Source organism: uncultured Ferrimonas sp., from assembly GCF_947489035.1.
In the GTDB taxonomy this organism is placed as follows: Bacteria; Pseudomonadota; Gammaproteobacteria; order Enterobacterales; family Shewanellaceae; genus Ferrimonas.
Genome location: NZ_CANLCI010000010.1, coordinates 49,304 through 74,931, shown reverse-complemented (window position 1 = coordinate 74,931; position 25,628 = coordinate 49,304). Strand labels below are relative to the sequence as shown.

The 25,628-nt window shown below is 55.8% G+C and carries 27 protein-coding genes and 1 other RNA gene; 13 read left to right on the top strand and 15 right to left on the bottom strand.

From position 1 onward, the window contains the following. Window positions 1-44 precede the first annotated feature (44 nt). Complete coding sequence (locus Q0796_RS08280) at window positions 45-917, top strand: energy transducer TonB (protein ID WP_298441888.1); 873 nt, start codon at window positions 45-47, stop codon at window positions 915-917. A 25-nt stretch (window positions 918-942) separates the two neighbouring features. Here Q0796_RS08280 and Q0796_RS08275 read toward each other — a convergent pair whose 3' ends face one another. Beyond that, window positions 943-1,821, bottom strand: coding sequence for a LysR family transcriptional regulator (locus Q0796_RS08275; RefSeq protein ID WP_298441887.1), 879 nt, complete (start codon window positions 1,819-1,821; stop codon window positions 943-945). Window positions 1,822-2,067: 246 nt separating this feature from the next. On the opposite strand from Q0796_RS08275, the gene gshB reads away from it, so the two are divergent. Both gshB and Q0796_RS08265 read left to right on the top strand, forming a co-directional pair. Continuing rightward, a complete protein-coding gene (gshB, locus tag Q0796_RS08270; RefSeq protein WP_298441965.1) occupies window positions 2,068-3,102 on the top strand; it encodes a glutathione synthase in 1,035 nt (344 codons plus the stop codon). Next, entirely contained in the window at window positions 3,089-5,077 is a 1,989-nt protein-coding gene (locus tag Q0796_RS08265; RefSeq protein ID WP_298441886.1) for a flavohemoglobin expression-modulating QEGLA motif protein, read from the top strand. Before gshB ends, Q0796_RS08265 begins: the two co-directional genes overlap by 14 nt. 252 nt (window positions 5,078-5,329) lie before the next feature. On the opposite strand, the gene Q0796_RS18300 is transcribed toward Q0796_RS08265, so the two are convergent. Next, window positions 5,330-5,521 carry a DUF6538 domain-containing protein gene (locus tag Q0796_RS18300; protein ID WP_363322311.1) on the bottom strand — a complete coding sequence of 64 codons (192 nt, stop codon included), beginning with the start codon at window positions 5,519-5,521 and terminating at the stop codon, window positions 5,330-5,332. 152 nt (window positions 5,522-5,673) lie between these two features. After that, an RNA gene (gene ffs, locus Q0796_RS08260) (signal recognition particle sRNA small type) lies at window positions 5,674-5,770 on the bottom strand. A gap of 312 nt (window positions 5,771-6,082) precedes the next feature. Between ffs and Q0796_RS08255 the strand changes: the two genes are divergently transcribed. The 4 genes from Q0796_RS08255 (at window position 6,083) to Q0796_RS08240 (ending at window position 8,718) form a co-directional block, all read left to right on the top strand. Then, window positions 6,083-6,475: a helix-hairpin-helix domain-containing protein gene (locus tag Q0796_RS08255; RefSeq protein WP_298441884.1), complete on the top strand. Its 393-nt coding sequence runs from the start codon at window positions 6,083-6,085 to the stop codon at window positions 6,473-6,475. 126 nt (window positions 6,476-6,601) lie between these two features. Beyond that, complete coding sequence (galU, locus tag Q0796_RS08250; protein ID WP_298441882.1) at window positions 6,602-7,510, top strand: UTP--glucose-1-phosphate uridylyltransferase GalU; 909 nt, start codon at window positions 6,602-6,604, stop codon at window positions 7,508-7,510. A gap of 191 nt (window positions 7,511-7,701) precedes the next feature. Then, a complete protein-coding gene (locus Q0796_RS08245) occupies window positions 7,702-8,049 on the top strand; it encodes a polymer-forming cytoskeletal protein (RefSeq protein ID WP_298441880.1) in 348 nt (115 codons plus the stop codon). Window positions 8,050-8,076: 27 nt separating this feature from the next. Then, window positions 8,077-8,718, top strand: a complete 642-nt coding sequence (locus Q0796_RS08240; RefSeq protein WP_298441878.1) for a DUF2982 domain-containing protein — start codon at window positions 8,077-8,079, stop codon at window positions 8,716-8,718. On the opposite strand, the gene Q0796_RS08235 is transcribed toward Q0796_RS08240, so the two are convergent. The 10 genes from Q0796_RS08235 to Q0796_RS08190 all read right to left on the bottom strand — a co-directional run bounded on the left by Q0796_RS08235 (window position 8,708) and on the right by Q0796_RS08190 (window position 19,194). Then, window positions 8,708-9,460, bottom strand: a complete 753-nt coding sequence (locus Q0796_RS08235) for an ElyC/SanA/YdcF family protein (RefSeq protein WP_298441877.1) — start codon at window positions 9,458-9,460, stop codon at window positions 8,708-8,710. The two genes, Q0796_RS08240 and Q0796_RS08235, sit on opposite strands and share 11 nt — an antisense overlap. Then, window positions 9,457-10,359, bottom strand: coding sequence for an ROK family protein (locus tag Q0796_RS08230; RefSeq protein ID WP_298441875.1), 903 nt, complete (start codon window positions 10,357-10,359; stop codon window positions 9,457-9,459). Before Q0796_RS08230 ends, Q0796_RS08235 begins: the two co-directional genes overlap by 4 nt. A 73-nt stretch (window positions 10,360-10,432) precedes the next feature. Next, window positions 10,433-11,776, bottom strand: coding sequence for a phosphoglucosamine mutase (glmM, locus tag Q0796_RS08225; RefSeq protein ID WP_298441873.1), 1,344 nt, complete (start codon window positions 11,774-11,776; stop codon window positions 10,433-10,435). A 159-nt stretch (window positions 11,777-11,935) separates the two neighbouring features. Then, window positions 11,936-12,931: a DHH family phosphoesterase gene (locus tag Q0796_RS08220; RefSeq protein ID WP_298441871.1), complete on the bottom strand. Its 996-nt coding sequence runs from the start codon at window positions 12,929-12,931 to the stop codon at window positions 11,936-11,938. Continuing rightward, window positions 12,928-13,566 carry an adenylyl-sulfate kinase gene (cysC, locus tag Q0796_RS08215; protein WP_298441869.1) on the bottom strand — a complete coding sequence of 213 codons (639 nt, stop codon included), beginning with the start codon at window positions 13,564-13,566 and terminating at the stop codon, window positions 12,928-12,930. Before cysC ends, Q0796_RS08220 begins: the two co-directional genes overlap by 4 nt. 44 nt (window positions 13,567-13,610) lie before the next feature. Continuing rightward, window positions 13,611-15,341 carry an SLC13 family permease gene (locus Q0796_RS08210; protein WP_298441964.1) on the bottom strand — a complete coding sequence of 577 codons (1,731 nt, stop codon included), beginning with the start codon at window positions 15,339-15,341 and terminating at the stop codon, window positions 13,611-13,613. Window positions 15,342-15,349: 8 nt separating this feature from the next. Then, entirely contained in the window at window positions 15,350-16,804 is a 1,455-nt protein-coding gene (cysN, locus tag Q0796_RS08205) for a sulfate adenylyltransferase subunit CysN (RefSeq protein ID WP_298441867.1), read from the bottom strand. After that, entirely contained in the window at window positions 16,804-17,715 is a 912-nt protein-coding gene (gene cysD, locus Q0796_RS08200) for a sulfate adenylyltransferase subunit CysD (protein WP_298441865.1), read from the bottom strand. The genes cysN and cysD overlap by 1 nt, the downstream gene beginning before the upstream one ends. A gap of 237 nt (window positions 17,716-17,952) precedes the next feature. Further along, window positions 17,953-18,900, bottom strand: a complete 948-nt coding sequence (locus tag Q0796_RS08195; protein WP_298441864.1) for an efflux RND transporter permease subunit — start codon at window positions 18,898-18,900, stop codon at window positions 17,953-17,955. A gap of 6 nt (window positions 18,901-18,906) precedes the next feature. Beyond that, window positions 18,907-19,194, bottom strand: a complete 288-nt coding sequence (locus Q0796_RS08190; RefSeq protein ID WP_298441862.1) for a hypothetical protein — start codon at window positions 19,192-19,194, stop codon at window positions 18,907-18,909. A gap of 204 nt (window positions 19,195-19,398) precedes the next feature. Here Q0796_RS08190 and Q0796_RS08185 point away from each other — a divergent pair, with 204 nt between their 5' ends. Then, window positions 19,399-19,920, top strand: coding sequence for a hypothetical protein (locus Q0796_RS08185; RefSeq protein WP_298441860.1), 522 nt, complete (start codon window positions 19,399-19,401; stop codon window positions 19,918-19,920). 595 nt (window positions 19,921-20,515) lie between these two features. On the opposite strand, the gene Q0796_RS08180 is transcribed toward Q0796_RS08185, so the two are convergent. After that, window positions 20,516-21,631, bottom strand: coding sequence for a PilT/PilU family type 4a pilus ATPase (locus Q0796_RS08180; RefSeq protein ID WP_298441858.1), 1,116 nt, complete (start codon window positions 21,629-21,631; stop codon window positions 20,516-20,518). 8 nt (window positions 21,632-21,639) lie between these two features. Beyond that, window positions 21,640-22,674 (bottom strand): type IV pilus twitching motility protein PilT, encoded by a 1,035-nt coding sequence (locus Q0796_RS08175; RefSeq protein ID WP_298441856.1) that lies wholly within the window; start codon window positions 22,672-22,674, stop codon window positions 21,640-21,642. Between the two features lie 33 nt (window positions 22,675-22,707). On the opposite strand from Q0796_RS08175, the gene Q0796_RS08170 reads away from it, so the two are divergent. From Q0796_RS08170 to Q0796_RS08150, 5 genes are all read left to right on the top strand, one after another. Continuing rightward, window positions 22,708-23,394 carry a YggS family pyridoxal phosphate-dependent enzyme gene (locus Q0796_RS08170; RefSeq protein ID WP_298441854.1) on the top strand — a complete coding sequence of 229 codons (687 nt, stop codon included), beginning with the start codon at window positions 22,708-22,710 and terminating at the stop codon, window positions 23,392-23,394. Between the two features lies 1 nt (window position 23,395). After that, window positions 23,396-24,214, top strand: coding sequence for a pyrroline-5-carboxylate reductase (gene proC, locus Q0796_RS08165; RefSeq protein WP_298441852.1), 819 nt, complete (start codon window positions 23,396-23,398; stop codon window positions 24,212-24,214). A gap of 16 nt (window positions 24,215-24,230) precedes the next feature. After that, complete coding sequence (locus tag Q0796_RS08160) at window positions 24,231-24,779, top strand: YggT family protein (protein WP_298441850.1); 549 nt, start codon at window positions 24,231-24,233, stop codon at window positions 24,777-24,779. Further along, window positions 24,779-25,075: a DUF167 family protein YggU gene (gene yggU, locus Q0796_RS08155; RefSeq protein ID WP_298441848.1), complete on the top strand. Its 297-nt coding sequence runs from the start codon at window positions 24,779-24,781 to the stop codon at window positions 25,073-25,075. Before Q0796_RS08160 ends, yggU begins: the two co-directional genes overlap by 1 nt. Before the next feature lie 94 nt (window positions 25,076-25,169). Continuing rightward, on the top strand, window positions 25,170-25,607 hold the full coding sequence (locus tag Q0796_RS08150) for a DUF4426 domain-containing protein (protein WP_298441846.1): 438 nt from the start codon (window positions 25,170-25,172) through the stop codon (window positions 25,605-25,607). Window positions 25,608-25,628: the final 21 nt, after the last annotated feature.

Sequence of the window (25,628 nt, the reverse complement as noted above, 5' to 3'; positions counted from 1 at the left end):
GGCGCCGAGGCGCCCCGCTCTTTCCTCGACCTAAGCTACCCGTTATGAAGCTGCCCATCGCCGTTGTAATCTCCGTTGCCATTCACCTAGGCGCTGTCGCGGCCTACCTGCATCAGGATGAGATCCCACCACCAGCTAAGCAAACCAGCCTTGATGCGGTGCAGTTTGATCTAGGGCTGCGCGCCGCACCGGTGCAAGCCGACGTGGCGCAGCAGAGCCAAAGCCAAGCGCAGCAGCAACAGCAGGCCGCCAGCACACCGGTAGCGCCCAAGCCCAAGCCCAAGCCTAAACAGCAGCAGTCCAAGCCGGAGCCAGAGCCTAAGCCGGTAACCGCACCCGCGCCCCAACGGCAAGCCAACGCCCCCATCAGCCAGCCGGAGCCTGAACAGGAGCAGGAACAGGAGCAGGAACAGGAACAGGAACAGGAACAGGAACAGGAACAGGAACAGGAACAGCAGCAGGTTGAGCCGCCAGCCCCTACGCCAAAGCCAGCCCAGCCAAAGCCAGCCCAGCCACAGGCGGACATCGCCGGCAACGGCAACCGTAATCTGGACGAGAGCCTGCAACAAGACGGCCCTACGGTACAAACCGCCACCGGTGGCAAAGCGGAAACCAGCGCCAACCAAAACGCCCTCAGCGCCAGTTACAGCGCCGGGTTACAGCGTAAAATTGGCCGCCAAGCCGCCCGCTTGTACCCCAATAAGGCCAAACGCAAACAGCTGCAAGGGGTCATTAAGGTCGGCTTTGTGATTCACCCAGACGGCAGCATCAGCAACATCGCCGTTACCGCACCGTGTGAGCACCCACTCTTGAACAAAGCTGCAGTGAAAGCGGTAAAGCGCATTGGCCGCTATCAACCGCTGCCAGAGGGCGTAAACCCCAACTTCGAAGTGCCGATCCGATTTTCGTTGCGCTAATCTCACGCGCCGAGGGTCTTAGTCCTTAATTGCCCAATTGCTGCAGCGTAAAGGTGGAAGCGGGATCGGTTACGCGCAACAACGCTTCAATTCGCTCAATGGCCTCAATCGACGAGGCACCCTTGCGATAACTCATATAAACAGGTCGTTGCCATACTTGTGTCCCGGTCACCACATACAATTGCTGGGATTCGAGCAGCGGCTTAACCAACGAATAGGGCATGTAGGCCGCGCCGCCTTTTTCAAGGATCAGATCCAATGCAATACGCGCCGTCGAGGTGCGCAAAAAGGGCGCCGGAATGTTCGGATGACGCTGTCCATGTTCGCTGGCAAAGCGGGTGCCCCAATCGATATAGACATAACGCTGCGCCATGGCTAAATCAACCTCAAGCGCTTGGGTCGCCACCAGCAACAGATCCAGCGTCGCGACCTCCCGACAGATCAAATCATCGGACTTCATCGGATCAAACAACAGCCCCAGATCTAAGGTCCGTTCCAACAGGGCGTTATTGATCTGCTCACGCCCCATGGCCTGCGCATTCAAGCCGTAGCCGGGAAATTCATCAATGATCCGATTCAAACCATGTTGCAAGAAAGCATCCCAGATATTGGGGGTTCCGGCGATCGCCAGTTGAATGGTTTTGTGGCTTTCCGATGCCAGTTCAAGCTTGGCCTGTTCCAAGGTATTGACCATCACCTCGGCATAGCTGACTAGCCGCTCGCCCGCCGAAGTCAGCTTAATGGCATTTCGATCTCGCACAAAAAGCGGCGTGTCAAAAAAGGATTCCAGTTGTTTAATCCGAGCACTAACAGCGGCTTGGGTTATATAGAGATCATTGGCGGCACGACCAAAATGACGCTGCCGAGCGACCGTTAAGAAGGTACGAAATACTTTAACGTCCATCAAAATAAGCCTTGAGATTAACGATTTGGCGAATGATAAATTGAGATTGCCCTTTCGACAAAAACTTCTGATTTTTCTTTTCTCTAGCGCTGAATTATAAGGCTCAGTAAGGCTGTCCTGTACGCCTGTTAACGCCTTTATGTAACTGGGTGCGCAAAGTGAAGTGGCCCGTGCAATATCTTTAAATCGAGCGCCACTATCCCTTGGAGCGGGCGCTCGATGCCGTATTTATGAGAGAAAATGACGATGCGGATCTGTTTCATGATGTACCCCTGGGAAAAGGTCGAGCCAGAGCATGACTCGACGCTTCGCCTCGTGCACGAATGTGCAGTGCGTGGCCATACGGTAGCGATCACTACCCCTTCCGGCCTGACCATCCGCGACAGTACCGTCTATGGATTCTGCCAAGTCCTGACCAAGGGGCAGAAGATCCACGAAAAGGTTCCGACCTTTTACAGCCAGGTGCAATTTCGCAAGGCGATGCTGCCAATGGCAGGCTTTGATTGCATCTTTATGCGCAGCGATCCGCCGTTGGATGTGCTGGCCTTGAACTTTCTCGATTCCGTCAAAGAAGACACGCTGATCATTAATGATTTAGAGGGGCTGCGGCTGGCCAACAATAAGCTCTATACCGCCTCAATGGGCGGCGCGGCCAAGGAGTTTATTCCCACCACTCACGTTGCTAAAAACAAAGAATACCTGATGAAGGTGCTTGAAGAGAGCGATCAGGAAAAGATGATCCTGAAGCCGCTCAACGGCTATGGCGGCCAAGGAGTGATCCTGATTGAAAAAAGCGCCAAACAAAATTTCAGCTCACTACTGGATTTCTATATCGGTCATGGCGGCAAATCTAACTACTTGATTTTACAAGATTACATTCCAGGTGCCGAGGAAGGAGACAAACGCATTCTGATGCTCAATGGCGAACCGATTGGCGCCATGCGCCGAGTACCTGCCCAAGGCGACATCCGCTCGAATGTGCACGCCGGTGGTACTGTGGTGAAACACGTGCTAACCAAAGAGGAGCGTCGTATGTGTGCTGCTATTGGTCCCAAGCTGGTGCGTGATGGCCTCTACTTCGTTGGCCTAGATGTGATTGGATCCAAGCTCGTGGAAGTGAATGTGCTTAGCCCCGGCGGTATCGCTCGGATCAACAAACTGAATCGCACTAAGCTGCAACGCCCGGTGATCGACTTTGCCGAAAACATTGTCCAATCACGGGAGCTGCTGGCTCAACGCAAAACTGAGTTCCGACGGGCTGTCGAAGATGCCAACCTATAGTCTGGAGCAGGCCTTGGGCCTGATCCGCAAAGGGCAAACCTTTGCCGGCCATATTGAGGATGGCCGCTTTTTTCTTAAGATCGACGCCTACCTGCCGGTGGTGGCAACGGCGATCCACGCTGGCCACCGGCTGCGGGATGAGTTGCTACCCAACTGCTTGCTGAGCCCTGAAGAGCGCTACTTTGAGGAAGATCCCTTCACCGACGACATGATCGCCTCACAGCCAATCACCCTGCTAGGCTGCGATTCTCGCTTTGAGTATGATCTTAATCGTTCCATGACCCTGTCGACCTACTACAAGTCGGCGTGGGGCAAACAGGTGTGGAAAAAGCCGCTAAGCCGCAAACAACGGGAAGTCAGTCAGCACAAGCATTGTCAGTTCTACCAACTGTACGAGGCTCTGATCGCCAAGCTAGAGTCGCTGTTCAACCATGTGATTGTGTTTGATATCCACTCCTACAACTACCAGCGTATTGAACGGCCCACGCCGGTATTTAATGTGGGCACCGAGCAGATCGACATGGAGCGCTGGGGAGCCGTAGCCACGCGATTTTGCAGCGAACTGGATCTGATGGCGCTTCCCAATATTGAGGTGAACGCTAAGATCAACGACGTGTTTGCTGGTCGAGGTTACTTGATCACCCACACCAATGCGCATTTTGATCGCACCTTGGTGTTGCCTACCGAGGTAAAAAAGGTCTTCATGGATGAGCAGCGTGGTGAAGTCTATCCGCTGGTGGTGGATGGCCTGAAACTGGGAATGAAGCACGCATTCAGTGCAACCAGTGCCTTCTTTGAACGTAAGCACAATCGCAAACGTAAGACCCGTAAAGCCGACATGCTTAGCGGTGCCATCGAACCGGCCCTGCTGCAACTGGATACCAAGTTGTACGCGTTAGCCCGCGGAGTTGACACCCTCACTTACGTCAACCCACTCAATCTACAAAGCGAACGCAAACGCTTCTCGGCATCGCCACGGCGCTACCAACCCAACTATCGCTATCGTCAGTTGGCGCTTGATCCGGCTGCGTTTCGTGAACAACTCTACCGGTTGCCGCTGGAGGCACTGGACGATCCGGGCGTCAAACAGCTGTATGGTGCAGCCGTCGACAACCTGGCCAGCAAAATTGACTTGATCAGCTCCGTCGGCAGCGAGTCCTTTCTGTACAACTCCCTCCGTTACTATGGCCAACCCTCGGAACAGGATCTGAAAAATGCCGCCTTTCTGCTGCATGCCGCGGATCTGGAGGAGCGAGATCCCGAACTGCTAACGGCTGCGCAAGCCAAAGACTGGCTAGAGCAGCAAGCGCTTCAGTGGGACATGCCGTGCAAAATCGGCCTTAGCGGCCAGATGGCCGCTCGCGCCATGGTGGTCGCGGACAGTCCCAAACTGCTGCTCAATCGTTACGCTCGCTTTGAACCCTCAGAGTTGGCTAACCTCGCCCAACATGAATTGGGGGTGCATTTGGCCACTACTATCAACGCCCGCAAGCAACCGCTGAAGCTGCTGCGCCTGGGATTACCTGGTGCCACCTTTACTCAGGAGGGCTTGGCAATACTGGCGGAATTTACCAGCGGCCAGATGAAACTGTCTCGCCTGAAGCAGCTGGCTGCTCGGGTTATCGCCGTAGACTCGATGGTTCGCCGAGAAGGCTTTGGGCCGACTTATGAACGGTTGCACCATGAGCACCGCGTCGCAGCAGAAGACGCATTCACCATCACATCTCGAGTGTATCGGGGAGGTGGCTTTACTAAGGATCACCTCTATCTCAGCGGCTTCTTAGCGATCTTGCGCCTTAGCGAACAACGCTCGCTGAATAGCCTACTGCTGGGCAAAACCAGTCTGGATTATCTCGATCTACTGGATGAGTTGGTTCAACGAGGCTATCTGCTCGCCACCCAGCCCTACGTCAGCCTAAAGACGCCCGATAAGCTCAGCGGGATATTGAGCTATCTAGTGCGCTCTATGCGGTGAGCTGTCCCCCGCCCCTAATCTGAGCATTGAGTGAGTTAAAAACCGCATCGGACTGAGCCTCACCGTGCTCGATTAGTGGCGAGAATTAACGATGCAAAACGATTCATCTCCGCCCTTTAGGAGGCCAGGCTGAGCCAGCATTTTCGCAGTGGTAAACCGTTCGATGGCTTCGCTTAGTTTGGGTGATTTCGGCTGTAGTGGTTTCGATGGTGATGTTGATTCAGCGATTTGCTTAGGAGTTATTGCATTGATTTATGAGGGCTTGTCGCTGTCTGCACTCAAAGCGTCATTTAACGCCAGCAGAAGGCACCATGAACGCTTTGTGGCTTCAATTCGACACTTCGTATTGAAGGGCTTGCGAAGCTCTCTACAACCCAATGAGGCACGTAAATTAAGTGGTACAACTAAGCGTGCATACCAGACCCCATGGCGGGATTGAAACAGATAGGGAGTCGCCTATTGAGGCTGGATAGAATGGGTATTTTTTGAGCTTTCTAAAACGTGCTAGTGCACCACCTGATGTACCACCTGATGTACCACCAGTGGTTTCAAAGCATCTATTTAGAAATTCAGTAACTTAGAACAAGTTTGGGTGGCCCCCCCAGCCACATCCCGGCACATGCGTCCTTAGCCTTGGCTGCTCCCTTCCGGGCCTGACCAGGTAAACCAAATAGCATTGCGAGAGGACCGGGGGCACCATAGAAAGGTGCGCTCGGAAAGCGCAGGGGCATTATGGCGATAGCACTGCTCCCATGCAAGGGCGAAACGGCCGTTCGCCTAGCTTTTGTGCAATGTCGCTCAAATTTGCTCGTCTTCGCGCTGCACTGACGCCGCTCCACGGCAGCTATCGCGCCCAATAGCAGTGAATTACTCGCCGCTTTCCAACCACTTCAGTTAAAAACACTCAACAGAGATGCTGACCTTATCAGCTGCCTTTCTCCGTTGTTGTCATCGTGGTTGATAGTGATTCAGCTACCTCCCGTTCATATCATCAAGGAGAGAGACATGAAAAGGTTAGCAACGTTAGCAGCGGCATTATTGGTTGTAGCCAGCCCTTTGACTTGGGCAGCGGAAGTCGACAAAGCCAACACCGCAACACAACAGACGGTGCAACAAAACAAAGCCAGCGCCTCTAAGCTGCACAACAAGGCCAAACAGGTAAAGCAGGCCGCAGTGCAGCACGATAAACAGGCCAAGGCGATCACCAAGGTGAACATTAACACCGCCGATGCCGCGCAACTGGCGCAAGCCTTAACAGGCATTGGCAAAAGCAAAGCCAACGCGATTGTTGAGTACCGCAAAAACAATGGCAAATTCAAAAGCATCAACAGTTTGAGCCAAGTGAAAGGGATTGGCGCTACCCTAGTAGCACAGAACTACGATCGCATTCAGTTGTGATGCCATTCCCCTTGAGGGGCTTTGGCCCCTTTTCCTCCTCTATCCACTCCAATTTAGCCACCACCCAACTACACTCGATCTCATTCAAAGTTTTAGTTTTGGAAGTTGTCGTTCGAAGGAGATCCAATGCCGAATAAAATCACCAAAGCGGTTATTCCTGTTGCGGGTTTGGGCACCCGCATGCTCCCAGCAACCAAGGTCATTCCCAAAGAGATGCTACCGGTGGTGGACAAACCATTGATCCAACATGTAGTGGCAGAGGCGATCGCCGCTGGGATCCGCGAAATCGTACTGGTTACCCACTCCAGTAAAAACGCCATCGAAAACCATTTCGATACATCATTTGAACTGGAAACCACATTAGAGCAGCGCGTAAAGCGGCAGCAGCTGCGTGAAATTCAATCGGTCTGCCCGCCAGATGTCACCATCATTAGCGTGCGCCAACACGAAGCCAAAGGGCTCGGCCACGCCATTTTGTGCGCCAAACCCGTGGTGGGCAATAACCCCTTTGCGGTGATCTTGCCCGATGTACTGATCGACAAATTTCAATCGGATCTCGCCGTAGATAATTTGGCGATGATGGTGGCCAACTACAACCGCACCCATCAGGGGCAGATCATGGTTGAGCCGGTTGAGAAACAAAGCATTGGCAGCTACGGCGTGGTCGATATTAATGGTCAGGGGATCGGCCCTGGCGACACCAGCGCCATCTCAGCGTTAGTGGAAAAACCCCATCCGGATGAAGCCCCATCCAATTTGGCGGTGGTTGGCCGTTATGTGCTGCCCGCCAAAATTTGGCCGATGTTAGAAAAGACCCAAGTGGGGGCTGGTGGCGAAATCCAATTAACCGATGCCATTGCCAAATTATTGACTGAACAATCGCTGCAAGCCTTCGCCATTCAGGGCCGCAGCCACGACTGTGGCAGCAAAATTGGCTACATGCAGGCCTGTTTGGAATATGCGTTACAGCATAAAGAGTTTGGCCCTGCGTTAGCCCACTACATTCAATCAAAAGATGTAAGTAAGCATTTGTAAAATAAGGGGTTGCTTAATCGCACTAAAAAGCCAGTTACTGACGAGCGCAGTTCACTGGCTTTTTTTATTGCCTCTCTGCATAGTGGGATCTGATTGGCGCGCTTGGCCGTGCGCTTTTTAACCAACCCACACAGAGTTTACCTGCGACCATGTTCGGATCTAACAAAAACAAACCCAAAGGCAACGCTGGCTTGACCTACATCGCAGCGGATTGTCAACTTAATGGCGATCTGCAAATCAGCAGCGATTGCATGATCGACGGCACCATTTTTGGTTCCTTGTCGGTGCAAGGCAGCGTTACCATCGATCAACAAGGGGTGGTTGATGGCCACCTTGAAGCCGATGAAGTGCGGGTCTCTGGCCAGTTTAAGGGCAAGCTTAAGTGTAAGCGGCTGTCGATCAGCGCCAATGGGTTGGTGGATGGGGAAGTGATGTCCGATAAGATCGAGATCTTTGATGGCGGCCAGTTTATCGGCAGCCGCGCACGCGAGCCGATGACCGATAACCTACTGGTAGAAAAAGAACCGGAACTGGCATAACCGTCGGTCTGTGCCCACACTGACTCTATGCAGCAGATCAGTGTTTCTCCTCTTAGTCGTCGCAACAGTTTAACCATGCTACTGGCCGGTGGCCTCTGTGCCATCGCCAGTACACTGATGTTGCAATGGCAACTCAGCCTGATGCTGCTTCTGCCCACCACCATCGCCGCACTGTTTTTACTCACCCTTGGGGTGGTTAAGCGGCTTGATCCCGATGTCTCGGTGCTCGTCACCCCTAAGGGGATCGGCTATCACCACCGCCGTGGCCATTGGCGCTTACCGTGGCAGCAAGTGCAGCGCATTGATGTGGTGCGTATTGATGGCATTGAACTGCCTTTTGTGGGCATTCGCCTGCGGGATCCTCTGCGCCACATCCGCAAGGTCAAGCCACGGTTGGCACTGGCGTTAACCACCGAACAGCGGGGGCTGCAACGCTTGGCCGATCCGCATTGCCCCGATGGCCACTGCGCCATTTTTATCCAGCACGATAAACAAAACCCCTTCAACGGCGTTAAAGGGGCTTACTTCAATCATCTGCATATCCTACGCAACCAGCTGGGCTTCGATCTTTATCTGCCCCACTCGATGCTGGATCGCCACGTCAGCGACATGGCGCAGCTGCTGCGCCGTTGCCACGCCCAATCATTGCAGCCAAAACTTAACCCTTAACCCCTTTCAGCTGCAGCCACAGCAAGCCGATGTATTCATGCAGGGCACGCTGGCTGATCAGCAGGTTTTGGCTGCTGAGGTACCAGCTGTGGGTTGGGGTGGCAATAAAGTCCGCTGGGGCCGCAATCGGCGTTAACCCCGCCGCTTGGTAGCTGATCATCGAGCGGTGCATGTGGGTAGCGGAAGTAACCAAAGCCGCCGTTTGTTGGCCGACAAAAGCCGCCGTTTGCTGCGCTTCTTCTTGAGTATCTTTGGCGCTGGCCAAGACTAAAATTTGCCCCGCTGGCACTCCGGCATTGATGGCCGCCGCTTGCATCATGCGAGCATGGGGCACCGCATCCATGCCACTGTAGCCAGACACCACCAAGGTCGATTGCGGGTTTAACCGCCACAGGCGCAGCCCTTCCAGCAAGCGCCCCCGCGCAACCGCAGACAATTGCTGCTCGATTGGCCGAGTCGGATCGCTGTGGTGGCCACTGCCGAGCACCAGCACATAATCCAGCGGCTGCCCCGCATACAGCGGATAGCGTGATTCCAACGAATCCGCCAGCCACACACTGATAGGCGAGAACGACAACAGCAGCAGATACAGCGGCCCCACCAGCAGTAAGCCTTTGCCCGCTTTGGGCCACCAGCGCAGCAGCGCCCAGCCCGTCAGCATCAATAGCAGCGCTAAAGGCACCGGTAAGATCGCCGCAGTGATCGCCTTTTTTAACCAAAACCCAAAAGCCATCTCGGTCATTGGCCTGCCTGCCATAACCAGGCGGCACCGCGCACGCCAGAGCTGTCCCCATGCTGGTTGCGCACCACCTTGGTAACGCACTCACGCCCCAGCACCCGCTTCGGCAGCTCGGAATTCAGCGCTGGATAGAGCCAAGTTAGGTTCGACAAGCCACCGCCAAGCACAATGACATCGGGATCCAGCACGTTGATCACGTGCGCCAGCGAATCAGCCAAATGGTGCAGCAGTTGCTGCTGAGCCTGCTGCGCGAGAGCTTCCCCTGCCGCCGCACGCTGCTCTATCTGCTCGGCGCTGATCCGCGCTCCAGCTAAGGTTTGATACAGGCGCTGGTAGCCGCTGCCCGAGACATACTGTTCAATGCAGCCGTGGCGACCACAGAAGCAGGCCGGGCCCGGATAGTCGGCTTTATCCTGCCACGGCATTGGGTTATGACCCCACTCCCCCGCCAAGCCGTTATTGCCCGCCAGCGGCTGGCCATTGACCACAATGCCAGCACCGCAACCGGTGCCAAGGATGGCAGCAAACACCACCGCCTTTCCTTGGGCGGCGCCGTCGCTGGCTTCCGACACCGCAAAGCAGTTGGCGTCGTTGGCAACGCGCACCGCTCGGCCGGTGGCAGCAGCCACCTCCGCTCGTAGGTCTTGGCCGTTCAAGCATTGCGAGTTGGCGTTTTTAACCTTGCCGGTTTGGCTTGATAGCACCCCAGGGATGCCGATCCCAATTCGCCCTTGAAACCCAAGTTGCTGCTCCGCTTGCTGCACCATGGCGGCGATAAGCGTCACGGTGCCAGCGTAATCCCCCGCCGGTGTCGGTTGGCGCAGTCGCAGCTGCTCATCACCGTTATCGTCGAGCACGATCAGCTCTACCTTGGTGCCGCCTAAATCGATGCCAATCCGCATCTGTGTGTTCTCCATACAAAAACGGGAGAGGCGCTGTGCCTCTCCCGTGTGCTGATTTTAGCGCCGGTTAACCTTAACCTTGGGCATCCACTTTTTGCACTTGATCGGCAATGCGTTGGGCCAGTGCCGGTACATCAAAGCTTGGCTCGGCTTCCACCATCACCCGGATCAACGGCTCGGTGCCCGATTTGCGCAGCAAGACTCGGCCACGACCGGCCATTTCCGCTTCCACTTCGGCCACCACCGCCTGCACTGATGCGTCTTCCAGTGGCGCAGTATTGCCAGAGAAACGCACGTTCACCAGCACCTGTGGCAGCATGGTCAGATCCGCTAAGGCTTGCTCTAGGGTTTCTCCACGCGCCTGCAAGGCGTTCAGTACCTGCAACGCAGCGATGATGCCATCGCCAGTGCTGTGGTGACGCAGCGACAAGATATGGCCCGAGTTTTCGCCGCCCAGATCCCAGTTGTTTTGCTTTAACAACTCAACCACGTAGCGATCGCCTACTTTGGAGCGAGCGAAGTCGATGCCCAGTTTTTTCAGCGCCAGTTCAAAGCCGAGGTTGGCCATTAAGGTGCCCACCACGCCGCCATCCAGCTCGCCGGCCAGCTTAAAGTGGCGCGCGATGATGTAGAGGATCTGATCGCCGTCGATCACCTCGCCATCACGGCTGACCATCATCACTCGATCGCCATCGCCATCAAAGGCGATGCCCAGATCGGCGCCCACTTCTTGAACCTTGGCCTGCAACCCATCAAGGTGGGTTGCGCCGCATTCGCGGTTGATGTTGGTGCCGTTCGGCTTATTGGCGATCACGGTTAATTCGGCGCCCAGTTCGCGGAACACGTTCGGGGCGATGTGATAGGTCGCGCCATTGGCGCAGTCCAGCACAATGTGCATGCCCGCTAAGCTGCGATCTTTGGCGAAGGTGCTTTTGCAAAATTCAATGTAACGACCGGCGGCGTCATCGATGCGGCGCACTTTCCCCAGCAGATCCGATTCAACGCAGCCCATCGGTTCGCCCAGCTTGGCTTCAATCGCCAGCTCATCCGCGTCGGTTAGCTTGGTGCCACCTTGGCTGAAGAATTTGATGCCGTTGTCGTGGTACGGATTGTGGGAGGCGCTGATCACCACGCCCGCATCCGCGCGGAAGGTTTGCGCCAAGTACGCAATGGCCGGCGTTGGCAGCGGCCCAGTCAGCTGTACCCCAACGCCTGCGGCACTGAAGCCCGCTTCCATTGCAGATTCCAACATGTAGCCAGAGATCCGCGGATCCTTACCAATGATCACCTCTTTGGTGCCAGAGTTGGCCATGATGGTGCCAGCGGCGTAGCCAAGGCGCATCGCGAAATCAGGAGTAATAGGGAATTGGCCAACCAGACCACGCACGCCATCGGTGCCAAAATATTTACGGGACATAGTAAGTACTTTTCTGCTAACGCGCCGGCATCAGGCCCACGCTCAAAAATTTAGGTTATCGCTATCGATAAGGGCGGCTATTGTGCCATTGCCATCGGTGGCAATACAGCGCTGTTTGCCCTAACCCGCACCAATTCGAACGCCATTAACAAGATAACGTCAATCTCTTACAAAGCAATCCGCAAATCGCGTAACAAAAAGATCAACGTCTGCACTTGGTAAGCGGTTAATCCCCGCCGCCAAGGTGCGGCCGCCGCCACTGGGAAATTGACGACAAAAAGCATCGGCGCCCAGACGAAAGCCCCTTGGTACCCGCAGTGATACCTGATAATCGCCACAACCATCGGGCAAAGGCAGCAGTACCGCAATGGCGCAGTGGGGATGCTGTTGATGCCATTGATTGGCTAAGGGCCCACTTAAGCGCCGCGCCCACGGCAGATCGGGCAAGCGGTAGATGCGCTGATGCACACCTTGATGGCAAGGGGCTAACCGTTGGGCTTGCGCCAGATCCTGTTGCCAATATTGCTGCAATCGTTGCAGTTCCTCGCCACTGGCAGCGTCATCCGCGCTGGGGTATTGCAACAACCGTTGATACAGCGTGGTGGGGGCAAAGGCGACATCCGCCAAACTTAAACCGTAGCCATTGTAATTCACCAGCTCGCCTAAACGCTGCAATCGCTGCAGCTGGACACGGCTTAACCCTAGGCGCTGACCATAACGCTGAGCGACATCGGTAAGGTTGTCGCCAAAGGCACCGGCGATGGCCCAGTGGCTTAACCTGTGTGGCGGCTGTAAGTGCTGTGGTTGACTGCGGTTCAAATGGCGATCAACCAACAAACTGGTGCACCAAGCGGCGCCGGTATTGATGTTGGTGTGTAAGTTGGGGTGCAGCACCGCCGCCCCAGCAAAATGATGATCGCAGTAATCTAGTGTTGCTCCGGCTTCCAATAATCGGAGCACATCCGCGCGGTTTTTATCGAAGGAGATGTCCAGCACCGTCACCTTATCCCCTGCCGTGGCGGTTACCTGCGCCAGCAAATTGATATCACGCTTAACGCCGCTGATTAAGGTGCTGGTTTGGGGCGAAACTTTACGCAACTGCAGCAGCGCAAAGATCCCATCGGCATCGCCATTAAACACATCAAACTGGATCATCGCGGCGCGTTATCTTGATGGTTGTTAAGGTCAGGCGCGGGATCGCGGTCAAGGTGGCGGTCGAGATAGGCAAGGATCTGCTCAACGCACACCGCCACGCTGTCGCGCTCGGTTCGCAGGTGAATCTCGGGCTGCCGTGGTGGCTCATAAGCGGAATCGATGCCGGTAAAATGCGGGATCTTTCCCGCCCGCGCCTGTTGGTATAAGCCTTTTGGATCCCGCTGTTCACACACGCTCAGCGGCGTATCCACAAACACCTCGATAAACTGGCCTGGGGGCAGCAGTTGTCGCAGCCGTTGCCGTTCCTGCACAAACGGCGAAATAAACGCCGATAAAGTAACGGTGCCGGAGTCCACAAACAGCTTCGCCACCTCACCAATGCGGCGAATGTTTTCGATTCGATCGGCGTCGTTAAACCCCAGATCGCCATTGAGGCCGTGGCGCACATTATCGCCATCCAATAGATAGCTGTGCATGCCCCGCTGCAGTAACCGCTGCTCCAGCGCATTGGCGATGGTGGACTTGCCCGAGCCGGATAAGCCGGTAAACCATAACAGCGCCGCGCCGTGGCCCTTCAATTGTTGCCGCTGGCTGTTGCTTACTTGATGCTGATGCCAAACCAGATTCGTGCTCATCCTGTGCCGTTGATCCTTACTGTAAAAATAAAAATTGGTGTCGATTAAAACGGAAACACGCGCGGTACTAGGTGTATCACAATGGCGCTGTACAACAGCGACATTGGCACCCCAATACGCAAATAATCCCGCTTTCGGTAGTTGCCTAAGTTCATCACCATCAGGTGGGTTTGATAACTAAAAGGGCTAATAAAGCTGGCGCTGGCGCCGTAGGCCACCGCCATAATAAACGGCATCGAGCTCACCCCAAAGGCATCGGCTAAGCCCAGCGCCAGCGGCAGCACCAACGCCGCAGCGGCGTTGTTGGTCATCAGTTCGGTGGTTAACAGTGCCAGCAGATACACCCCAATAAAGGCCGCCATCACCCCGCCATCACTCAGCTGCAGCTGTAAGCTGTTGGCCAACAGCTGCGATAAACCGCTGCGCTGAAACGCTTCAGCCAAGGCTAAGGCGCCGGTAATGATCACCCACAGTTCAAACGGGAATCGCTGCCGAATGTCGTTGCTGTTGAGCACCGTGGTTGCGACCAGCGCCAGCAACAGCAGCGCCAACCCAAGATACAGCGGCAAGCCAAAGCTGAGGTTCGCCACTAGAGTCAACCCGAATCCCCCCAGCACCACGCCCTCTTGCCAGCGCTGCAATGGCTTGGGCAACACGGTGCCACCCACATGGTAGAAGTGGCGATTGACTCGGCGCTGAGCCAAGTACTGCTGGCCGACGGCCAGCACCAAGATGTCGCCGCCTTGCAGCTCGATGGCGCCTAATTTGCCCGACAAGCGCTCGCCGCGGCGTCGCATCGCCACCACGGCGGCGTCAAAGCGGGCACGGAAATCAACCTGCTTTAGGGTTTTGCCGACAATGTTCGATGTTGGGCTTACAAGCACCTCATGCAGGTTTTCACTGAGCAAGCCGTTGCTGCCCGCAAACAGCTCCAGACCATCAAATCGTTCTAATTCGCTGAGCTTGTCAACCGCGCCGCAAAACACCAACTTATCTTGCGCCTGCATCACCAGATCCGGACTGATCGGCGCAATCAGCTGCCCCGCCCGCACAATTTCAGCCAAATAGAGGCCATTTAACGAACGCAGCCCATTTTGCTGCACCGTACGGCCAACCATCGAACTGCTGGCCAGCAGCTGGGCATCAATAAAGTAAGGGGGTTCTTGCTCTTGCGGCACGCTGCGATCCGGCAGGTGACGGCTTAACAGCAGCAACAAGCCTAAGCCCGCCACCGCCACCGCCAAACCGATGGGAAAGAAATCCAACAGCGCCAAGGCTGGCCGTCCCTGCTCGGTTAACACCGAATTCAGCACCAAGTGGGTGCTGGTGCCGATCAGGGTTAGGGTGCCGCCTAAGATCGCCGCATAAGAGAGCGGCAACAGCAGCCGCGCGGGCAGATGATCCACCTGCCGGTTAATCACCCCCGCTAACGTCGCCACCACCGCGGTGTTGTTCAAAAACGCCGAACTGACCACGGTACTGGTGCCAATACGCATCAAGGTTTGGCCATAACTGGGGCGAAACAGGTGCCGCCCCAAGCGTGCCAGCAAGCCGGTTTTTTCCAATGCGGCGGACACCAGCAACAGTAAAATCAAGGTGATCACCGCGGGATTGGCGGCCAGCTGCGGCAACCGCTGCGGCTCAATAACCCCGGCAGCGGCCAGCAGCAATGCCAACGCCGCAAACAACAGTTCTGGCCGCAGTTTGCTGAACAGCAGCGACAACACCAAGCCGGTTGCGGCGGCGATCACCGTCCACTGGGCCACGTTCAGCATCACCGCGTTTACCCGCGCTTAAGCAAGCGCTGCAGATCGGCGGCGCCCCAGTGGGGGAAGTGCTTACGCACCAACGCGTTCAGCTCCAGTTCAAACTCACTGAATTGCTCCGGCTTGGCTTCACCGTCAACGGGATCGCCGTTGTGGTTGAGAGTACTCGCTGCGGTGGTGCGGATCATCCCCGCCGCGACGGTGGCGTTACTGAACTTATCCACCACAATGAAGCTGCCGGTGTGGGGCTGTTCAAGGTAGTTGTCCAACAACATGGTTTGACCAAAACGCAGCTGCACCTCGCCAATCTCGTTCAGCGCCAAGCCTGCACCGGGCTGACGCGCCAAGCTGTTGATGTCCACCTGCTCCAGCACCTGATCCACCCACACCGAACCGGTTTGGGTGGCCAGCTTAATGGCGTATTCCCGCCCCAGTTGCAGCGGCGTATCGGCCATCCACACCAAGGTGGCGGTGGCCGCTTGCGCCGCCTGCGCCGGAGATTCGGGGCTCACCAGCAACTCACCGCGGCTGATGTCAATTTCATCAGCAAGGGTGACCGTAACCGCATCACCGGCTTGGGCTTGGGTTTTGTCGCCATCAAAGCTGACGATCCGCGCCACGGTGCTGTGCTTGCCCGATGGCTGCACCTGCACCGCTTGCCCCTGCCGCAGTTGCCCGGCGGCAATGGTGCCGGCGTAACCGCGAAACTCGCTATTCGGGCGGCTCACCAGCTGCACCGGCAGCCGCAACTGCTCGCTGAGCTGCGCTTGCGGCAGCGGCACCTGTTCTAGGTACGGCAGCAGCGCCGGACCTTGATACCACGGCATCGCAGCCGCTGGTTCAACCACGTTATCGCCATTAAGCGCCGACATCGGAATGTACTGCACCGATGTCAGCCCCAGCTCTTGCGCCAGTTGCTGATAATCCTGCTGGATCTGCTGATAACGGGCTTGGCTGTGCGCCACCAGATCCATCTTATTCACGGCCACCACCACCTGCTGGATCCCCAGCAGCGACACCAAATAGGAGTGGCGGCGGGTTTGCACCTGCAAGCCCGCTCGGGCATCCACTAAGATGATCGCCAGATCCGCGTTGGAAGCACCGGTCACCATGTTGCGGGTGTATTGCTCGTGCCCCGGCGTATCAGCAATGATGAATTTACGCTGATCGGTGGCGAAATAGCGGTAGGCCACATCAATGGTGATCCCCTGCTCGCGCTCGGACTGCAGCCCATCCACCAGCAGGGCCAAATCCAATTTTTCCCCTTGGGTGCCCAGCTTTTTGCTGTCGGCTTCAATGCTGGCCAGCTGATCTTCAAAAATCATCTTGGAATCGTGCAGCAGCCGCCCAATCAGCGTGCTTTTGCCGTCATCGACGCTGCCACAGGTGATAAACCGCAGCAGCTGTTTATCTTCATGCTGTTGTAAGTAGCCAAGAATGTCTCGGGCCAACAGATCGTTTTGTTGGTTCATTAGAAGTATCCCTCTGCCTTCTTTTTCTCCATCGAGCCGGCGCTGTCGTGATCAATCACCCGCCCTTGCCGCTCTGAGGTGTTGGTTAACAGCATCTCTTGGATCACCTCGGGCAAGCTGGTGGCCGTTGATGGCACCGCGCCGGTCAGTGGGTAGCAGCCCAAGGTGCGAAAACGCACCATCTGCTGGCGCACCTCTTCCCCCGGCTGCAGTGGCATCCGCGCGTCGTCAACCATGATCAAAGTGCCATCGCGCTCCACCACCGGTCGGGGTTTGGCCAGATACAGCGCTGGGATCTCGATGTTTTCTTGGTAGATGTATTGCCAGATATCCAGCTCGGTCCAGTTTGACAGCGGAAACACGCGGATCGACTCCCCCGGATGGGTGCGACCGTTAAACAGCTGCCACAGCTCGGGACGCTGGTTTTTCGGATCCCAACGGTGGGCTTTATCCCGAAACGAATAGATCCGCTCCTTGGCGCGGGATTTCTCCTCGTCACGGCGAGCACCACCAAAGGCCGCGTCGAACTGATACTTGTCCAGCGCCTGTTTTAACCCTTGGGTTTTCATGATGTCGGTGTGCAAGGCGCTGCCGTGTTCAAACGGGCTGATGTTCATCGCCACCCCTTCCGGGTTCTGATGCACCAACAGCTCGAAGCCGTACTTGGCGGCCATCCGATCACGAAACTGGATCATCTCTTGAAACTTCCACGTGGTGTCCACGTGCAGCAGTGGGAAGGGGATCTTGCCCGGGTAAAACGCTTTGCGCGCCAAGTGCAGCAGTACCGACGAATCTTTGCCGACGCTGTACAGCATTACCGGGTTTTCAAACTCGGCAACCACTTCGCGCATGATGTAGATGCTCTCCGCTTCCAACCGTTGTAGGTGGGTGCGATGCTCTGATGACAGCATGTGTAACCTCAATCCTTAAGACGCCAACGCGTGTTGATAAACGCATTATTGCTTATAAGAACCGAGTTCTTAATTCACTAATGGAATATGTAAGAGCAACATCTTTGTCACAAGCGACACCGGCTGGTGGCCACAAATGGAGCGGATTGCCGCCGCTCGGTAACGAAAACGCCGCCCATTACGGCGGCGCTGATTTCGCATCATCAGTAGAGTAAAGCTGCGGCCATGAACCGAGGCTTAGGGCGCGGTGGTTGCGGTTTTCACCCACCCCAAGTCATTCAAGATGGCGTAGGCGCAAGGCAGTACCAGCACCACCAGCACGGTCGAGGAGAACAAGCCAAACACAATGGAGATCACCAGCGGCTGCACCACTTGCGCCTGCAAGCTGGTTTCCAGCAACAGCGGTAACATCCCTGCCGCCGTGGTCAACGAAGTGATCGCCACCGCCCGAAAGCGTTCACCGGCAGCCTGCACTAACGCGGCTTGCAGTTCGGTTCCGGCGCCAACGTGTTCGCGAATGTATTGCAGCAACAAGATGGAGTTATTCACCACAATCCCCGCCAGCGACACAAAGCCCATGATCGATGGCATCGACAGGGAAAAGCCCAACAGCATGTGGCCCCAAATCACCCCAATCAGGGCAAATGGGATCGCCAACATCACCACCAGGGGTTCGCTGTAGCTGCGAAACTGCAGGCTTAAGATGGCGAAGATCCCAAACAACCCCATTAAGAAGCCCTGCCCCATCGACTTGCCGGTATCGGCGGTCTCTTTCGCTTGGCCTTCAAAGTCCAACCGCACCGAGGGAAACTGCTCGGGCAAGCCAGGCGCCAATTCGGCTTTCAGCTGCGCCACCACTTCTGCGGCGTTGGCGTACCGGTTATCAACGTTGCCGGTTACCGTTACCGTACGCAGGCCATCCACCCGTTGAATACGCACATAACCGCGCTGGAAACTCAGCCGCGCCACGCTCGCGAGCGGCAACGATTGGCCCGAGGCCAGCATCACCGGAAAGCGCTCTAAGGTGCTCATCTTAGCGGCATCGCGTTTATCCAGCAGCACATTGATCTGCAGGTTCTCGGGCCCGACTTGGATCTCATCGGCGGTTTGGCCAAAGTAAGCGGCGCGCAGCTGGGTGGCCACCATCTGCCCATCAATCCCGTAGGCTTCCGCGCCGGGCAGCAAGGTAACTCACACCTCCTCTTTGCCCGGACGCATGTCATCCAGCAGATCCGTTACCCCAGCAAACTGACTGAGGTAGCTTTGCACCGCCACCGAGGCTAGCTTAAGCTGCGCCAGATCCTCGCCTTTTACGCGCACTTCAATGTCTCGACCCGCAGGGCCAAGGCTGGGCTGACTGAATGACAGTGCCACCGGTGCCGCCAGTTCGCCCACGTGCTGACGCCACGCTTCGGTCAGTTCATTCACCGAGGTATTGCGTACTTCGGCGCTGAGCAGATCCAGCCGTACCGTGGCCACGTGCGGCCCCACTTCACCGGCATCTTGGTTGCTGTTGTAGCTTTAGGTTAGGCTCAGCAACAACGGCTGGCCCCTGCGCTGCTTCAAACTTCTGCGCTGGCTTGCTGCAAACCGACGCCGAGTTTGCTCAACTGTGATCTCCCGTGACCGCCACTGGCGGTCGCCTTGAGTTAACCAACATCACCACAAGCAGCGGCAGCCCAGATGCAATTAGAGAAACTCGGCCAACTCATTTACGATCTCGCCAAACAGGAGGAGCGCGACTTAGCTCCCCTCGCCCCAGAAGGGATCTTTTACATGCCAGAACTGGCGTTTGCCTATCAGTGCGGCAAAGCGGTCATGCGCGATCCCGCCGCCATCTTCGGTACCGACAAGGTCACCTGGCACCGCGAGCGAGATCTGGGCAACGGCGGCCCCACCGATCTGCTGTTTGAACTGGATGACGGCCGCCAGCTCGCCATCGAATTTAAGTTACGCAGCACCAGCCGTGCCTATCAAGCCGACGTCAACAAGCTCGCACAGATTGACGACGGCAACTGCACCAAACTGTTTTGTGCTTTAGTGGATGTGTTTAGCAAAGATCTGCCCGACGACGGTCGCCAAAGGCACATTGAAGCGATGTCCACGCCGCAAGTGACGGTGGTGTTTAAACATGAGTTTGCAACTCGACAACAACGTTACGCCTCCGCCGTCAGCTGCGTGGTTGCCCTGTGGCAGATTCATTGACGTTTTAGGGCCAATACTGGCTGTCGCCTACGGCGAGCTTCGATGGCACTGCTTTCAAGTGGTTATGTCGCAATGGCAACGGCACACTCACTCGTAGCAAAGAGGGGGGATTCTCCCTTTGGGATCCCATTGCCTTAGCACAGCTCAACTTTCGCTCCTTGCACTGCGCCATTCGGCACTGCATCGATGCGCCATCCATGACTTAGTGATGCGACAGTAAAGCCAGTGCGGCGTATCTGTCACGGCTAAGTCATCATCTGGCGGTGATAACTTTCTGCCGACTTGGTGACGCCGAGTGCAGCAGTGATGAAGTAAAGCCGAAGGCAGGATGCCGTAGAGGCCAGTTAAGCCATGGATGGCGCATCTGGCCGTTGCTGTAACGTAATGCGGCGAGAACGAGGGGCTGTCGTCACCTCGGAGGCGCTCGGGATTGCAAAGGGATAAGTCCCTTGCCCGCCGCCGGGCGGTCCCGGCAATGACCTTTATGCCGCAGCGGGTCATCCACAATAAGCGCAACAGCTAATTGGTACACAGCACACAAAAACGCCAAGACCGAGGTCTTGGCGTTTGTTATTGGAATCGACAACCGCAACGGTTAATCCAGATCGACGGTCACCCCTTCAAGGTAACCCGAGCCGGTATTGCGTGACTGCTTCAGCTTGATCATCAGGCGCAGATCGTTGGGCGAGTCGGCGTGGTGCAAAGCATCGGCGTAGCTGATCTGATCCGAGTCGTACAAATCAAACAGCGCTTGGTCGAAGGTTTGCATCCCCTGTTCGCGGCTGTTGCTCATGGTCTCTTTCAGCAGGTGCAGATCGCCCTTGGCAATCAGATCCGCCATCCGCGGGGTGTTTAGCAGCACTTCAATCGCCACCCGACGGCCATTACCGTCACGCCGTGGCACCAGTTGCTGCGCCATCACCGCTTTCAGGTTCAAGGAGAGATCGAACATCAGCTGTTCGTGTTTCTCTTTGGGCACCAAGTGGGTGATGCGGTCCAGCGCTTGGTTGGCGTTGTTGGCGTGCAAGGTGGCCATACACAGGTGGCCGGTTTCGGCGAACGCCAAGGCGAATTCCATGGTCTCCTGCGAGCGGATCTCACCAATCAGAATCACATCCGGCGCCTGTCGCAACGAGCTTTTCAGCGCCGCATCGAAGGTTTCGGTGTCCAGCCCTACTTCCCGTTGGGTGACGATGCTTTGTTCGTGGGTATGAACAAATTCAATCGGATCCTCAATGGTCAGGATGTGGCCGCGCTGATTGCGATTGCGGTGGCCCACCATCGCCGCCAGCGAGGTGGATTTACCGGTACCGGTGGCGCCCACCATAATCACCAAGCCGCGCTTGGACATGCAGATCTCTTTCATCACCTCGGGCAGGTACAGCTCTTCCATCGACGGGATCCGCGTTTGGATAGAGCGCAGCACCATCCCTGGGTTATCTCGTTGCCAAAACGCCGAGACTCGAAAACGAGCTTCTTCGTTGTTGCCGGAGTAACCAAAGTTGGCTTCGCGGTGTTTGTGGAAATGGCTTTTAACGTCTTCCGTCATCAAGCTTTCCACCATCGACAACACCTGCTCTAGGTTGAGCACGTCGTTGTTGAGCTTAACCATCTCGCCGTCGACCTTAGCACTGGCGGGAAAGCCGACGGTGATAAACAGATCCGACGCCTTGCGGTCGAGCATCAACTGTAATAGCGGTTGGATATCCATGTGACTTCCTACAGGGTGGTTTGTTTGCCCATTTTGCTCATCGCATCTTGGCGTGAGATCAGGCCGCGATTCACCAAAGTTTGCAGGCTCTGCTCCAAGGTTTGCATGCCGTGGGCCATGCCCGTTTGAATGGCCGAGTACATCTGCGCCACTTTGTCTTCACGGATCAGGTTTCGAATCGCGGGGGTGCCCAGCATGATCTCATGGGCGGCCACTCGACCACCGCCGACCTTCTTACACAGGGTTTGCGAGATCACCGCCTGCAGTGATTCCGACAACATGGTGCGCACCATGTCTTTTTCACCGGCGGGGAACACATCCACTACCCGGTCAATGGTTTTCGCAGCCGAGGTGGTGTGCAAGGTGCCAAACACCAAGTGGCCAGTTTCGGCCGCGGTTAACGCCAAACGGATGGTTTCCAGATCGCGCATCTCACCCACCAGGATGATGTCGGGATCTTCACGCAAAGCGCTACGCAGTGCATTAGAGAAACTGTGGGTGTCTTTGTGCACTTCCCGCTGGTTCACCAGACAGTTTTTCGATTTGTGCACAAATTCGATCGGATCCTCAATGGTGAGGATGTGATCGTGGCGAGCATCATTAATGTAATCGATCATCGCCGCCAAGGTGGTGGACTTACCGGAGCCGGTTGGCCCGGTCACCAGCACCAGCCCACGAGGGTATTCGGCAATGTCGCGGAAGATGTCGGGGGCGCCTAAGGTTTCAAGGCTCAAGACCTCGCTGGGAATGGTACGAAATACCGCACCAGCCCCGCGGCTTTGGTTAAAGGCGTTAACACGAAAACGCGCTAAGCCCGGCACCTCGAACGAAAAGTCGATCTCAAGATGTTCTTCATAGTCTTTGCGCTGCTTATCGTTCATGATGTCGTAGATAAGCCCGTGCACCTCTTTATGGTCCAACGAAGGCAAATTGATTTTTCTTACTTCACCGTCCACACGGATCAGCGGTGGAACACCTGCAGACAAGTGCAGATCAGAGGCGTTGTGCTTTACACTAAACGCCAGTAATTCAGTAATTTCCATGTCACTTCCAGAAGATTAACCCCAAATACTACTATGGCAACCTTAGCAGAGCGGGTATCTGATGCCCAAACAAGAATTGACGCTGCCGCAGCAGCGGCACAGCGAAACTCCAGCAACATCACCCTACTGGCGGTAAGCAAAACCAAACCCGCGCAGATGGTGGTTGAAGCCTATCAGGCGGGGTGCCGCCACTTTGGCGAAAACTACCTGCAAGAGGGCGTTGCTAAAATCACCGAATTAAGCCAATTAGAACACGCCATCTGGCACTTTATTGGCCCGTTGCAGTCCAATAAAACCCGCCAAGTGGCCGAGCATTTTGATTGGATGCACACCCTCGACCGGCTCAAAATCGCTCAGCGCCTGAATGAACAACGGCCCGCCGATAAGCCGCCATTAAACGTCTGCTTACAGGTAAATATCAGCGGTGAATCGAGTAAATCTGGCGTTACCGTGGCAGAATTACCACAATTAGCCCAAGCGGTTGCAGCACTGCCGCAACTGCGCTTGCGTGGCTTAATGGCGATCCCAGCGGCAACCACCGATGTGGCTGCCCAGCGAAACGCCTTTGCCCAGCTGCGCCAGCAATTTGAGCAACTGCAATGCCAGCATCCTCAGCTTGATACGTTATCGATGGGGATGAGTGGCGATATGGATGCCGCCATTATTGAAGGCAGCACCATGGTACGGATCGGCACCGCTATTTTTGGAGCAAGGAATTAACTTGGACACCCGCAAAGTCGTCTTTATTGGCGCCGGCAACATGAGCCGGAGCATCATTGGTGGATTGGTACAAAGTGGCTATCCAGCCAGTGCCATCACCGCCACCAACCCCAGCCAACCGAAACTCGATGCCCTGCAAGCGCAGTTTGGCATCCGCATCGGCAACGATAATCGTCTGGCGTGTCAGCAGGCCGACGTGATCGTACTGGCGGTAAAACCGCAGCTGATGGCATCGGTTTGTAGCGACTTAGCCACATTGGATCTCAGCCAAAAGCTGATCATCACCATTGCCGCGGGCATTCCCGCCAGCCGCTATCAGGATTTCTTCGCACAGCCGATCCAACTGGTACGCACCATGCCCAACACCCCATCAATGTTGGGGCTGGGCTTAACAGGGTTGTATGCCGACGCTCATGTTGAGCAAGCGGATCGCCAGTTTGCCGGCAGCCTGATGGCCGCCGTAGGCGAAATCGTCTGGTTTGAGCACGAACGCGGCATCAATCAGGTGATCGCCTGTGCCGGCAGTTCACCGGCTTATTTCTTCCTGTTTATGGAAGCGATGGAGCAAGCCGCCGCCAAGCTGGGGGTAGCCGATGCCGATGCACGGCTGATGATCCAGCAAGCGGCGGTTGGCGCCGCGCAGATGGTGAAAGCCAATCCCGAGCTATCCTTGGCGCAATTGCGCGCTCAAGTCACCTCGAAAGGCGGCACCACCTTTGAAGCGGTAAACACCTTAGAACAACACAACCTGCGCGACAGCGTAGATGCGGCCATGCAGGCAGCGGTTAACCGCGCCGAGCAGATGGCCGACCAATTTTAATCATTAGGGAATCGATATGAACGCCATGATCTTTTTGGTCTCCACCTTATTTAAGCTGTATTTGATGGTGGTGTTATTACGCCTGTGGCTGCAAAGCGCCCGCGCTGATTTCTACAACCCGTTTAGCCAGTTTGTGGTGAAAGCCACCCAGCCAATCTTAAAGCCGATGCGCCGAGTGTTGCCGTCGTTGGGCAACCTTGATACCGCCTCTTTGGTGTTGGCCTTAATGGTTGGCATCGGCTTTTGGTTCACCATCACCCTGATGGCTGGGCAGCCGCTGGATCCGCTACTGGGCACCTACCTTGGTGTGATCACCGTCATTAAAGAAGCGGGCACCTTACTGTTTTGGGTACTGCTGCTGCGCGCCATCTTAAGCTGGGTATCCCAAGGCCGTAACCCCATTGAATACGTGATGCAGCAGCTGACCGAACCGTTCTTAGCACCCATCCGCCGCTTTATGCCGGATCTGGGCGGCTTGGATCTGTCCATGCTGGTGGTGTTCTTAGCCTTGAACTTCATCAACATCTTGCTAGGCCAATACGTACCGATGTGGGCACAGATTTAATGGCAGCCGTTTCGCAGCAGGGCGATGATCTGCTGCTGAACCTGTACATCCAACCGAAAGCCAGCCGCGATGCGCTGGTAGGATTGCACGGCGATGAATTTAAAGTGGCCATTACCGCCCCGCCGGTTGATGGCAAAGCCAATGGCCACTTAATTAAGTACCTTGCTAAGCAGTTCAAGGTGGCCAAAGGCCAAGTTCACATTCAAAAAGGCGAACTTGGCCGCCACAAACAGATACGGATTATCGAGCCCAAACAACTGCCAGAGTCGATCCGCACGCTGCTTATTGCCCCTTAGGGTTGCAAGCAAAGCCGATGCGTGGCGGTCTACACTTGGTAGATGGGCCTTAAACCACCGCCCTTTGGCGGTGGTTATTCATAGGAGAACCATTATGTTTCGCGCCCTTATTGCACTCATCCTTACCGCCTTAGTCGCTCTGCCTGCCGTGGCCGAACAAAAGATGCAGGTGGGCAAATACGCCATTCACTACGTCACCTTTGGCAGCACCTTTTTAACCCCCGACATTGCCAAAGCCTATGGGGTCAACCGCAGCCGCTACACCGGTTTGGTGAACATCAGCGTGCTCGATAGCAGCCAGCAGGATCTCGACACCAACGCCGTTCGGGTCACCATCAATGGCACCGCCCGGGATTTAACCGGCATCACCAAAACCTTGGAGTTTCGCGAGATCCGCGAAGGCGACGCCATCTACTACATCGCCGAGCTGGATCATCGTAATGAAGAGACCTACCACTTCAATATCGACATCAGCAACCAGCGCGATCTCAGCACCAAGCTCAAGTTCCAGCAAAAATTCTACGTCGATTAAACGGCGCGGCACTCCCTCTGA